The sequence below is a fragment of the uncultured Pseudoteredinibacter sp. genome (assembly GCF_947500695.1).
In the GTDB taxonomy this organism is placed as follows: Bacteria; Pseudomonadota; Gammaproteobacteria; order Pseudomonadales; family Cellvibrionaceae; genus Pseudoteredinibacter.
Genome location: NZ_CANMSS010000016.1, coordinates 1 through 12,952, shown reverse-complemented (window position 1 = coordinate 12,952; position 12,952 = coordinate 1). Strand labels below are relative to the sequence as shown.

6 protein-coding genes are annotated in these 12,952 nt (G+C 46.8%); 3 read left to right on the top strand and 3 right to left on the bottom strand.

Annotated elements, in window-relative coordinates; all coding sequences use genetic code 11:
* Window positions 1-3: 3 nt before the first annotated feature.
* On the bottom strand, window positions 4-906 hold the full coding sequence (locus Q1A08_RS20235) for a DUF2971 domain-containing protein (RefSeq protein WP_299776221.1): 903 nt from the start codon (window positions 904-906) through the stop codon (window positions 4-6).
* A 334-nt stretch (window positions 907-1,240) separates the two neighbouring features.
* Here Q1A08_RS20235 and Q1A08_RS20230 point away from each other — a divergent pair, with 334 nt between their 5' ends.
* Window positions 1,241-2,251, top strand: a complete 1,011-nt coding sequence (locus tag Q1A08_RS20230; RefSeq protein ID WP_299776220.1) for an aspartate carbamoyltransferase — start codon at window positions 1,241-1,243, stop codon at window positions 2,249-2,251.
* Between the two features lie 61 nt (window positions 2,252-2,312).
* On the opposite strand, the gene Q1A08_RS20225 is transcribed toward Q1A08_RS20230, so the two are convergent.
* Complete coding sequence (locus Q1A08_RS20225) at window positions 2,313-5,891, bottom strand: autotransporter domain-containing protein (protein WP_299776219.1); 3,579 nt, start codon at window positions 5,889-5,891, stop codon at window positions 2,313-2,315.
* Between the two features lie 791 nt (window positions 5,892-6,682).
* On the opposite strand from Q1A08_RS20225, the gene Q1A08_RS20220 reads away from it, so the two are divergent.
* Window positions 6,683-8,005, top strand: a complete 1,323-nt coding sequence (locus tag Q1A08_RS20220; RefSeq protein ID WP_299776218.1) for a PAS domain-containing methyl-accepting chemotaxis protein — start codon at window positions 6,683-6,685, stop codon at window positions 8,003-8,005.
* 61 nt (window positions 8,006-8,066) lie between these two features.
* Here Q1A08_RS20220 and Q1A08_RS20215 read toward each other — a convergent pair whose 3' ends face one another.
* Window positions 8,067-8,606: a PAS domain-containing protein gene (locus Q1A08_RS20215; RefSeq protein WP_299776217.1), complete on the bottom strand. Its 540-nt coding sequence runs from the start codon at window positions 8,604-8,606 to the stop codon at window positions 8,067-8,069.
* A 510-nt stretch (window positions 8,607-9,116) separates the two neighbouring features.
* Between Q1A08_RS20215 and Q1A08_RS20210 the strand changes: the two genes are divergently transcribed.
* Window positions 9,117-12,952, top strand: a 3,836-nt coding sequence (locus Q1A08_RS20210) for a retention module-containing protein (RefSeq protein WP_299776216.1), incomplete at its 3' end; no start/stop codon positions are given.

Sequence of the window (12,952 nt, the reverse complement as noted above, 5' to 3'; positions counted from 1 at the left end):
CACCTACACTGTCATAATGCGCTCGAACTCTAGCTCGAACTTACCGGTGACGATCTTTGCTTGAAATATTTTGGTTCGGCGATAACGCTTTTGCAAAAGACGCATTAGGACATCCTTGGCCTTTTCGTCCATAAAGGCGCCAAAATAAACAGCGGCAAGGTCTTCGGTTTCAAAGTGAACATCTTCAAACCAAGTTTTAGGGTCGCTGTTTTTTTCGGTTTCTTGGTAGCGAAAGCAGCGCCATTCTGCGACGTCTTTTTGATGCGGAGCTTTTTGTAGAAGCTTGCCCCTAAACTCATCTTTGTGATCTTCCGCATTGGCGGTCACAATGTTGTTGAGCTGTTGCTTAAGCGTGGTAATTTCTGGGCAAATACCCTTGTAGTTAACCTTTTCTGGGTAGTTAAAGTCACTATCGTCATGATCGCTACCGCGAAATTTTAGTGCGGCCCCAGTGTGCGCTGCGCCATAGTGCTCCCAAGCGCTCATGTTCTCTGCTTTAGCGCTGAAGCTGCAAATTCTCACCGAGCGGGAGTACTCACGCCAGTCTTGTATGATGGTTTGGATCTCGTTATAGCGCTGGTCTACCATTTGCACTAATAGTTCGCTGAGAACCTCTTCGGCCTCTTCTGGGGTGTCGAAGCGTTCTTCATCGCGCCAGCGGCGAATTGCCTTGGCGAGCGGGGAAACCCCCTTTGGGTCGTCTTTGGCGAAAATCATTGACGAGGCCATTTGAATAGTGGCTTTTAGCAGCTCACCATGGGTAAAGGTGAGTTGAGAGCTTGATGAAAGCTCGAAAATGTCATCAAACAGGCTGGGCGCACTCCAGCGCAGCTCCTGATTATTCAGAACTCTTCCAGCGCAGCCGGCACTGCAAAATTTGATGAGGTTTTCTTGGTTTAAAGCCACTTTGGTTCCTTTCAACGATACTGCGCGGGCCGCATAGATGGGGCATTCCCTTTTCGGCCCAGCCTACAGGCTGTTTTACTCTATAACTGTAGGTCACGATTCTTAAAAATTAAAGTTGTGTAGGGTATATCGGTCATATAAAACTAGCCTTTAGCGAAAACATTAGACTCTTTAGTAATCAAAGCTCCGCAGTTAGTGCGTGGAAGCGGCCATTTCCATAGGATGCTGTTGAAGGTGGCTACAACAAGCTACAATACGCCGGTTTCTTTTTCGCTGCCTGCATCGTTGCATAGATCTCCTGTAGGGCAGCGTTTTGGCTAATTTAGGGGGTTATGTGGATTTTAAAGGCGCCAATATCGTTTCAATCGGTCAGTTCGAACGAGCCGACATCGAAAGAGTATTCTCAGTAGCCGACCAAATGGAGCCTTATGCATTGCGCCATAAGGTAACCCGTGTGCTGGAGGGGGCCATTCTGGGCAATATGTTCTTTGAACCCAGTACTCGCACCAGGGTAAGTTTTGGCTGCGCCTTTAACCTACTTGGGGGTGAGGTGCGTGAAACTACGGGCTTTGAATCATCGGCCATCGCAAAAGGTGAATCGCTATACGATACCGCAAGGGTTCTATCGGGTTACAGTGATGTGATCTGTATGCGCCACCCAGCAGCAGGTTCTGTGGGTGAGTTCGCCGCTGCTAGCCGAGTGCCAGTGATTAACGGTGGTGACGGCCCAAATGAGCATCCAAGCCAGGCCTTGCTGGATTTGTATACCATTAAGAAAGAGCTTGCGGCCAACAATCGGGATATCGATGGTTTGCGTATCGCTATGATCGGCGATTTAAAGCATGGCCGTACAGTGCATTCGCTATGTAAGTTACTAATGCTTTATAAGAATGTGCAGCTGACCATGGTTTCACCACCGGAGCTAGCTATGCCTGAGGCGATCATTGAGCAATTGCGTGAAGCCGGGCATTCGGTGCTTATCTCCGATGATTTGGCGGCAAGTTTAGGTGATCAAGATATTGCCTACGCAACGCGTATCCAAGAAGAGCGCTTTTCTAGTCAGGAAGAGGCCGATCTTTATCGTGGGCGCTTTCGACTGAACCAAGCGGTTTACACTCAGTTTTGTAAACCCAATACCGTTATTATGCACCCATTGCCGCGAGACTCTCGTGAAAGTGCAAATGAATTGGATAATGATTTAAACCAGAATCCAAACTTGGCCATCTTTAGGCAGGCTGATAACGGTGTGCTTGTGCGCATGGCGCTTTTCGCCTTAGTGCTGGATGTCGCTGACCAGGTTGATAAATATTCTAAACCTGTAAATTGGTATCACCGTCGAAGCTGAGTCATTATCCATGAAAAAGGCCAGCAATTGCTGGCCTTTTTTTGTTTGAGGCTAAGATGTTTTAAAATTTTGCTTCATAGCGCAGGCCGAAGGCCAGCTCTCTTGATTCTATATTGTCGGCTTTAAGAAGGGATTGGTAGTCAATAAACCCTGATAAGCCATATTTAAATTGTGCAGCTAAGCCGAGACCTAAGCTAAAATAATTGCGGTCTGGAATATCTGAAACAATTAGCATTTCTTGAGTTGGGTTTGTGCTATCTAATCTAAATGGATCATGTACAAAACTAGCACGAATAATACCGTTTTGGTTTTTAAACTCGCGGTAGTAGTTGCCGTTTAGGTTTGCGATAAGTACGCCCCAGTCCATCAAGAATACACGAGATCCATGGAAGCCTAAGCCTAGAGTACCTGTGACGTTATCTTGCCCGCTGTATTGTAGTTCTAAGCCCGAGTCGCCTTGTTCCGCATAGCCGTCAATACTAGTGTCGCTATAGCTGAAGCTACCGTTGGGGCCGAATGTCCAAGGGCCGTTGTTATAATCCCAGCCAAAATCCAAAGTGGCCAGCAATTGTTCGCCGCTCGTGCTGCCGCCACGTCGTAAGTCTACTAAGCCAGACATATCTCGATATTTGATGTGACGGGTGACATCAAAATCGGAATCCGCATAGGTGAGGCTGCTGTCGATATAATAATTCTTATCGCTATAGTAGGAGGTGTACGCTGAGTAGAATGTGCTGCTGCCTTCCAAAACGCCGCCATCGTTAGCGTAATCGAGATCGCTGCTTGAGTAGCCGATTGCAATACCGCCAATAAATTTATCGGTAAAGCGATAATCCATACCTGCGGTAATGCCCTCAATATCTAGCTTGAAGCCGCTGTTGTTTTTGGTCGGGTCTCGCTCGCCATAAGAAATATTGCCGTTCATGAATAGGCCAAAGCGTGAGTCACTATAAATTTCAGGCTCAGCTTCGTCGCCACTTGCAGCGCCGCCGCCAATTAAGTTACGCCCTACGGCTGCAAACATATTGCCGTTTAAGCTGCCGCCATCAAGGCGCATATTTAAGCCGCTGACATCAATCAATGTCTTGCCGCCACGACGTAGCTGGGTAAAGCGGTTGCGCAGATTGCTTTGATGCATATTAGTAAAGCGTGCCGCGGTGATAATTATGGCTTCGGCTTCTTCACCGGCTATTTGATCTAAAGCATCAACAATATCAGCATCATCCAGGTCAGGATCACGTAGTTGCTCACAGCGATTACGGAGATTGTTTTGCCCTGTCGTTAAACCGTTCTGCTGACCTAGCTCAGACAGGCGTGGGCAAAGATCATCTAGGGCGCCGGCCACTGTGCCTTGCTCGGTATTCAGGCCAGAGGTGTCACTTAGCATGCGGGTTGTTTCTGGATCGAGCTCTTTCACCTCAGCAATAAAATCTACCGCCGCCATCTTGCCGTTGTTATCGGTAGCTACAACTCGTAGGGGGTGAGTACCAATGGGAAGTTTCGCACTGGTTGTCATTCCTGTGGCGATAGTATCGCCATCTTTGATCCAGTTGACGTCGTTGATCGGGTTGTCACTGACAATTTTACCGGTAGCGTCCAATACCACTTCGACTAAACCATCGCCATCAAAATCGGTAACACTGATATCTTCCTTGCTAATTTCAGGGGAGCCAGGTTCGTTGATATTAAGAATGTTTAAAACGGCGCTGGCTTGACTACCAAGGGTGGCCGAGCCAGTAGGGCTGCTTAATGAAAGTATTACTTTTTCGGTGGGCTCGTTCAGAATATCCGTGTTGATAGCAATGCTAAAGGTTTTATCTGCGGTGTCGCCAGCTGCCCAGTTTAAAGTGCCTGCGCTTGAGTTGTAATCACTAGAGGCGCTGGCGCTGTCATCGCTGGTCGCGTAGTTTACGCTGACGGCTCCATTGCTGCCGCCAATGCGGCTTACCGTAATAGTGGCTGTGCCAGCATCCTCATTTGCGTCATAGCTTGCAGCGCTAAAATTAAATTCTCCGCCAGGTTCAACATCATCTTCCTCGATAGTGAGCACCATTGCAGGGTCGAAGTTAAAACTTGCGGAACCTGTTAGGTTGCTTGCTAGAGCTTGGAAGGTCTCATCACCTTCAAATAAGTTATCGTTAATAATTGGAATGTTAACGGTTTTGTTGCCGGCCTCACCGGCAGACCAGCTAACCGTAGTGCTGGTGCTAGTATAGTCTGCTCCGGAAGTTGCAATGCCGCTGCTGGTAGCTGCCGATTTTATAATTGGGCTGGCATCCACTGTGGCAAAGTCAAAACTCAGGGCGCCTGTCGTACTTCCAGTGCGAGTAAAAGTAATACTGGCTTGGCCAGAGTTTTCCGCAAAGCTTCTTTGGCTACTGGCATTAATTTGCGGCGGCGCAGCAACAGCGTCGTTATCTATGATGCTGATATTTTGAAAGCCATCGGTGCTGCTGATTGTTAGCCCTGTTGCTTGATTAAGAAAGATATCGAAATTTTCATTACCTTCAACGTCGCTATCATCCGTAATGCCAAAGTTAACCTGTACAGTGGTTGGGTTGATAATAGTGTAATTCGGGCTAGAAATTGGGCCTGGGCCATCAAAAAGAATCGTTACCGTTTTCTCCTCGAAGTCATCGTTACTGGCGGCTGGTGATGTGCCAGATGTAGAAACCAAATCTACATTGGTAAGGCTAATAGGAAGTTGATCGATGCTAACGGTAGCTACGAGGGGGCCGGCTCCTTCATTGATACTATTAGCAGAGGTAACACTAACCTCGGGAGTACCTGGTGGTGAATCATTATCAAGTATTTCTAGCTCGAAGCGAGGCGTTGGGCCTGTGAATTGAATGCCAAAAATATCCCCCGGTACGATATAGATTGATTCGCTTGTTTCCGGAATTGTGTCACCAACAATATCGATAGTCATTGATTGCGTAAGTGAGCTACTAGAGTCCCAGCTGAGATAAGGTGGCGTACTCGGCAGTGTGTAATCACTCGTCTGAGTTGCTGCTGGATTACTGGCAAACGGTGTGTTTGTAATAAGCACTTCGTAAGCACTGGTAACAAAGCCTGTTCCTGCGGGAAGCTCGCTAAGTGTAAAGTCAACTACTACGCTAGAACTGCCTGAATCAGTTTCTACTACACTGCTGCCGCCGCTTGCGAGGGCAATTGTTATTGTTGGTTCATAGACTGTAAATGCGCTGCTGCCAGTACAGCCTGAAGAACAGTTAGGTCCACTAATGTCTGCAGAAACGTTATAACTATCTGCAAGTGCAATTTCTGCGGAGGTAAAAGTATAAGTAATGGGATTGCCTACGCCGACCGGAGCGGTACAAGTAAAGCCTGTAGTTGGAGGAGTAAGGTCTGGAGTACAATTGGGGCCGGCATTCCATCCCAAACTTGAACCTCCTGTGTTGCTTAGGGAAACTGGCACGCTGCTAGGGGAGTTTCCGCTTGGCACTTCTTCCACAGTCACTTCAAAGGTCATGGTGGAACCAATCACTTTGCTGGTGCCGCCACTTATGGTAGTTCCTGTAACCTGATAATCCTCGGCCTTAGAAACAGAACTGAAAAGCCCTACCCCAAGAAATAGTAACAGATGAAGAATCTTGCTATTTAATGACCCCTGGCTAAACATAATGTTGCTTTCCCTAAATTGTTCTACTTAAATAATTGGCGAACCTTATTCTGTTTTTCTAGGCTAAGGCGATTACAGGCTGTTACCGCAAAATATGGGATTTCCACAAATTGGGCTGCAGGTCTAAAAGGTAAAAATGTAATTATCTAACGAGGGCTGTAGTGCTTGCATTACTAGTATTAGTAGGCAGACGTTCAAATTACTAAAAGTTGTTGAGAATGAAAATCGTTTTTAACAATGTGGCTCATGACTCATGTGTTTGAGTTTTTTAATGGCAACTTGTTTAGAGCAAAAGTTGTTGCCTTTAGTGAGCTAGACAATTTTTAAAACATGGCAAATGGAATCGGTTCGCACCTTGGGTTATGTGTTGCAAGACAGGTTAAGCCCCTAGCTTGTTTTTCTGATCGTGCCCGCTAATCACTCCTAGTGCAGTTGTATCAGTTATGCCATCTAAGGCTGAATAGCTGCTGCCCTACAACACCCTTGGCACATGCCCAATGTGCTATCAAATTGCCTGTTTCTGGTGGTAATGCATAACGCATTCAAATTAGAACGACCACTTGACGAACGGCAAATACTTGTCCCAGAAACTGCTAGAGTGAATATATAGGCCATTAAAAGTTGCTTTAGACGCAATGGCACAAAGTGAAATCTTACTGAAGGGCGCTCCGCTTCTGGCTGCTTGGGTATATGCACGGTTATGGTGCGCAATAATTAAGCAAATAACCTAAAGTTATGGTGGATTTAAGCGATAACTTAATATCACGTTTTAATAATATGGGTGTTCGACAATGTTTGGATTTGGTTCTGCAGAGTTAGAGAGAGAAAACAACCAGCTAAAGGAAGAGCTGCGAGCCTGCAAATCTGTGCTGGGAATGCTTGATCAATCTATGGCGGTGATCGAGTTTGATCCTGCCGGTAATGTATTGAAGGCTAACGATAATTTTCTAAAAACAACCGGCTACTCGCTCAATGAAATTTTGGGTAAGCATCATCGTATGTTTTGCGCGCCAGACTATGCTCAGAGCGAAGAGTATCGTCAATTCTGGGAAGATCTGCGCAAAGGTCAGCTGGTATCCGGACGTTTCGATCGGGTAAATAAAGAGGGTGAAGTGGTCTGGCTTGAGGCGACTTATAATCCAATTCGTGGTCATAACGGTCAGGTCGAACGGGTAGTGAAATTCGCTGCTGATATTACAGCTCGCGTGATGGAGCAGCAGTCAATTAAGGCCAAAGTGGATGCTCTTAGCCGATCTTCTGCCATTATCGAATTCGAACCCGACGGTACTATTATCGATTGTAACGAGAACTTTTTAAGCACAGTGGGCTACAGCAAAGAACAGATTGTGGGTAAGCACCACAGTATGTTTTGCGATGCCGAATTGGTTGCTAGCGATGAATATAAGCAGATGTGGCAGCAGCTAAATAATGGCCAGTTTGCCGCTGGGCAATTCAAACGTGTTGATGCTAGCGGTCGTGTATTGTGGTTAGAGGCTTCTTATAATCCGGTTTACGATACCAAGGGGCGTTTATTCCGTGTAGTGAAGTTTGCTTCTGATATTACAAAGCAAACTGAGATGGCGCACCGCACTGAAGAGAGCGCGTCAATCGCCAGAAAGATTTCTGGTGAAACTTTAGATATCGCCAAGCAAGGCGGCACTGTTATCGAAAACGCCGCCCAAGAGATGAATAATATTGCGGGTTCCGTGAAGCAATCATCTGAGCATATCGAAAGTCTAAACGCACGCTCTACTCAAATTAACTCTATTATTAGCACCATCCAAGAGATTGCAGATCAAACTAATTTGCTAGCATTAAACGCTGCTATTGAAGCGGCCCGTGCAGGTGAGCAGGGTAGGGGCTTTGCGGTAGTTGCTGATGAGGTAAGGCAATTGGCGGCGAGAACCTCACAATCTACCTCTGAAATATCAACAATGATTCACTCCATCCAAGAGGATACATCTTCAGCATCGACCAGTATGGGTAAAACCTTAGAGCAAGCTCTACACGGTGTTGAATTGGCCCAAGAGACGGGTGAGGTTATTAATAAGATTCAAACTGCTTCGAGTGAAGTGGTGAGTGCGATAGATTCTTACTCACAAGCTGTGAGCTAAACACAGCTTAACTCGAAGGTGGGTTCTCTACCTTCGAGTGTTTTTCTCCTACCTTCGTTTTCTATTCATCCAGTGATAGCACCAGCTGATTGTAGCTAAGGTTTTTTTCCTTTAAATAATCTTCAACTATTTGCCAGGATCTATCAGGCGCACTTTTCTTGTCAGCTTTTGTTTCTTCTTCAAGCATGGCTTGATAGATCGGCTCCATAAAAGCAATGCCTTTAGGGTTAGCTTTTCGTCTTACAGAATAGTATCCGCGAAGAGCTCCTGTTTCGTCATGGTCGGGTGTGATGTTGGCAAAAACCCAATAAAACGAGCCGTCTTTGCAGCGATTTTTCACAAAACCAAAAAATTCATTTCCGGCTTTAAGCTCGGCCCACATTTGGCGATACACGCCGCGCGGCATATCTGGGTGGCGGACCAGATTGTGTTGTTTACCAACAATGTCTGTATCAAGGTATCCCGATACAAACATAAAGGTGCGGTTCACATAGGTGACTTTACCGCTGGTATCGGTTTTGCTGACAATAAATTCATCGTCATCAAGCATCACTTCCTTGTTCTGCAACGTCTGTGCTGTGCCGCTCTGCTGTTTGGGCATTGTGATACTCCAGGTTAAAGGGGGCTTGGGGTAGTTTCGGCTATGGTGTTGGGAATTCCAGTTACGCTGAGTTTTATATAGCGTTTTGTTGATTTGGATCGTGAAATTGCTTTGAGATTAGGTTCTGTGCGGGATTAGAGCCTTGCAGTAGCTGATAAGATTAGGTGAAGCGAAGTGGCAATCTATGCAGATGTTGTTAGCTGCAGGTTAGCGAGTGGCTGGGGGCTGATAAGGCCCTTTGGCTGTTCAACAGGAGCTTTGCTTCTTGGAAGTGCATCATATTATCAGGCACCAAGTATACTCTGGCTACTCGAACCCTCGTTAACACTAAAGTTCTTATAAAAACGTACATTTGGTTTAGTGAGCGGATGGACGGACTACCACTTTGTGGCGTGCATCACATTTTGGCTATAAAATGTATATTGCTATAACAACAATTGCTTGTTATGTCGCCTTGTTATCTAGCTGAAGTGTTTTTGAGAGTTCTGACCTGTTTTAGAGGGAATTGCAGTGACTAGTATTGCACCTAAAGATGTTCAAAATTTGCCAATAAGTGATCAAAAGGGGGTTGTTTTTGCAGTAAAGGGCAAAACCGTAGATCAAAATGGCAATTCCATCTCTGTGGGCGACAGCGTCACGAAGGGGCAAATTCTGCATACCGGCCCAGATTCAGCGGTATTGGTAAAGTTTGCTGGCGGAATGTTGGTGCTAGGTCATGAGCAACAAATCGATATTAATCAGCGTTTATTGGACCTGATTAAGTCAAACAAAGTTGATGATTCAATTGATGAAGGCGTGGATTTCGACCGTTTGGAGCAGGCCCTAGAAGAAGGGCTAAACCTAGAGGATTTGCTGCCAGCAACGGCGGCTGGCACGGCTCCTACCTCTTCAGGATCAGGTAGCGCAGCAGGTGCGGGTGTGCGCTTCGTGCTTACTGGCGAAGAAACAATCCCTTTGGCCGGCTTTGAAACTAATGCTCCTGGCACTGAGTTTACTGACCCCAATCAGCAGTCCGATGCCTTTGATTCCGTACCTGAGGCTACTGATGATACCGACTCTGTAAACAGTCTAGGAGTAGCTACAGGTAATGTGGTGACAGGTATTGATACCGCCAATGGCGATAGCAATACCGAGGATGGCAATGCTGATGACGGAGGGATAAACGGCTTTGCCGCTTCCGTTGTTGTGGGTGTTGCGACCGGAGCGGGCGCTGAGGTCAGCGATGGCAGCAATGTCGGTCAAGCCTTTAGCTCTGATAAAGGTACTTTGATTTTAAATGCTGATGGCTCCTACCAATACACGCCATTTAGAGAGGCAACTGGCCAAGACGTATTCAGTTACACAGTCAGTGATGCGGATGGTGATCTATCCACAGCAACCCTCACGATCAATATCGATGCAATTCCAAGTTTAGACATTGCACCTCCGGGCCCTGATGGCTCAGGTGCGAATCAGAATACAGTTAGCGAAGCTGGTTTGCCCAGCGGCACATCGGCGGGAGATGGTTCGAACATCACAGCAGGTGCGATTCAATACTTCGCTGGTGATGGTGCTGCCACTGTGCAAATTTCTGGTATTAATATTATCGTCAATGGCGAGTTGCAAGTATCCGAAGTGCAAGGCCAATTCGGGCGACTAATAATCACATCAGTCGACGCTAATAGTATTAATTACCGTTACGAACTTGATCAGGCTGCAGATCATAGTCTAGGAACGGTACAAGAAAACTTTTCCGTATTGATCAGTGACAGTGATGGCAATACAGCTGACGATATCAGCTCGACTTTAACTATCGAGATTATTGATGATACCCCGATAGCGCAAGACCAGAACGATGCTGTTGATGTGAGTTTACAGGCTACGGGCAATGTAATTACAGCTCAGGATGTAGCAGCTGGTGATGCAAACAATACTGATGGTGTGGCTGATCAGCTTGGCGCCGATGGCGCGGGCGCCGCAGTTGTAGTAGGTGTTGTCAGTGGCGACGGCGCTGAACAGAGCAATACCGGAGTAGGGCAAACAATTGTTTCTGACAAGGGAACATTGGTCTTAAATGCTGATGGCAGTTATCAATACACTGCTAACCCTGGTGCGTTTGGGGAAGATACATTCTCTTACACAATGCAAGACGCGGACGGCTCTACTGATGTTGCGACGTTGATCATCAATGTAGATGCGGCCAATATTTTGGATGACGGTAACGAAACCGCTACGCTTTTATCTGGCGAAACTAATTTGGGTAACGTTCTAGCGAATACCGATAACCCAGACGGTCCGGATCCGGCGGTGGTGACTAGTTTTGTTTTTAACGGAACAGAATATCAGGCCGGTGAGTCGGTCACTATTGCAGGAGTAGGCTCGCTTACAATTAGCGCCGACGGCAGTTACAGTTTTGGTGCTAGCTCTGGTTTTGCGGGCACAGTGCCAGCAGTTCAATACACAGTTAGTGATGGCGTTAACGAGGTTACCTCTACCTTAAATATCACGGTTATTGCGCCCAATATTCTAAGCGACGGCAGCGAAGTTGTGACGGTACCTGAAGATACTGTGGGTACCGGAAATATCTTGGCAAATCTTGTCAACCCAGATGGACCTTCCGAAACTTTGCTGGGCTTCACTGTTGATGGCAGCAGCTATACTCCTGGTCAAACAGCCACGATAAACGGTGTTGGTAGTTTATTTATTGATACCGATGGCTCGTTTACCTTCACACCAGAGCCAAATTATAACGGCCCGGTTCCTGTGGTCAGTTACTCCGTAACCGATGGAGTTGATACGGTCTCTTCTACTTTAACTATCTCCGTTGGTGCGGTGAATGATTTAAGTGATGACGACGAAATTCTTTCTACACCCGAAGACACACCTTTGTCAGATAACGTCCTTACTAATAGCGTAAACCCAGATGGCCCTGGGCCAGCTGAAGTTACAGGCTTTACGGTCGGCGGTACAAATTATGTGGCCGGTGATACTGCTACTATTGTTGATGGTGGTGTAACCGTAGGCGAGCTTACGCTTAACAGTGATGGCAGCTTTATCTTTAATCCTGCCAGCAACTATGCCGGCCCTGTTCCGGCTGTTAACTACACGGTAAGTGATGGTGCATCGTCGGTAAACTCAACTTTGAATTTGAGTGTAGGAGCGGTAAACGATTTAACGGATGGCGACGAAAGTGTCAGTACCAACGAAGACACTCCTACCAGTGGCAATGTTCTAGATAATAGCAGCAACCCAGATGGGCCAAGCCCAGCTACTGTAACTGGCTTTAGTATCGGTGGCACAAGCTACGCAGTAGGCACAACAGTTCCTGTTACTCAGGCTGGTGTAGCCATTGGTGATTTCACTTTAAACAGTGACGGCAGTTATACATTTAGTCCTGCACCAAACTATAACGGTGCAGGCCCTACGGTGGATTATCAGGTCACTGATGGAGTCGCCACAGTTAACTCTCAGTTACAAATAACCATTAACCCTGTAGATGATGGTGATCCGAGTGTCACTATCTCTGACAACAATGGCGCAGCTACTGGTGATGAAAGTGTGGCGGAAAACTCGAACATTGCCGCCAATACTTTTACTATCAGTGCGCCAGATGGCTTGGCAACCTTTACCATTGCCGGGCAGCTTATTAGTGCTGCAGCATTGGCGAATGCATCGTCCAGTAACATTAATGTTGCGGGCAGCGAAGGCACTTTGACTATCACCAATTACGATCCACCTAGCGGCGTAGTGACCTACAACTACGATCCGAGCGGAACAGCAAAAGACCATGCAGGTGGAGAAATTACTGACGCTTTTGCGGTTACCATTGAAGACTTAGCGGGCAGCACGGCTTCAGGCGTGTTGGATATTTTAGTTACAGATACCGCGCCTGTTGCTAATGCCGATTCGGATTCAACCAACGCTGTAACTAATGCAACTGGTAATGTTCGTACCGATGTTGGTGGTGCCGATGTAGATGGCGCTGATCCAGCAGCGATTACCGGCGTAGTTGCCGGTACACAAACCGGCGATATCTCTGGTGGTGTTAATACTTCAATTGCAGGCTCGCTTGGTTCGTTAACACTTCAAGCGGATGGCTCTTATACTTACACCCCAGGTGCAGGTGCGGCAGCACTTGCTGAAGGCGCAGCAGCCACCGATACATTCAGCTACACCTTAAAAGATAACGACGGAAGCTTCTCGACTACCACCGTAACGATTACTGTCACTGGAACAAGTGACGGTGCGCCAACTGTTACCATTGATGACAATAATGCTGGCGCTACAGGTGATGAAAGCGTTCAAGAAGATGGTACGGCAACTGGCAATACATTTACGATCAGTGCTCCGGATGGCTTAGGCTCGTT

What these genes read in the sequence shown, in the direction of transcription:
- Q1A08_RS20225 (WP_299776219.1), bottom strand. Translation starts at nt 5,891, where the DNA reads ATGTTTAGCCAGGGGTCATTAAATAGCAAGATTCTTCATCTGTTACTA.
- Q1A08_RS20220 (WP_299776218.1), top strand. Translation starts at nt 6,683, where the DNA reads ATGTTTGGATTTGGTTCTGCAGAGTTAGAGAGAGAAAACAACCAGCTA.
- Q1A08_RS20215 (WP_299776217.1), bottom strand. Translation starts at nt 8,606, where the DNA reads ATGCCCAAACAGCAGAGCGGCACAGCACAGACGTTGCAGAACAAGGAA.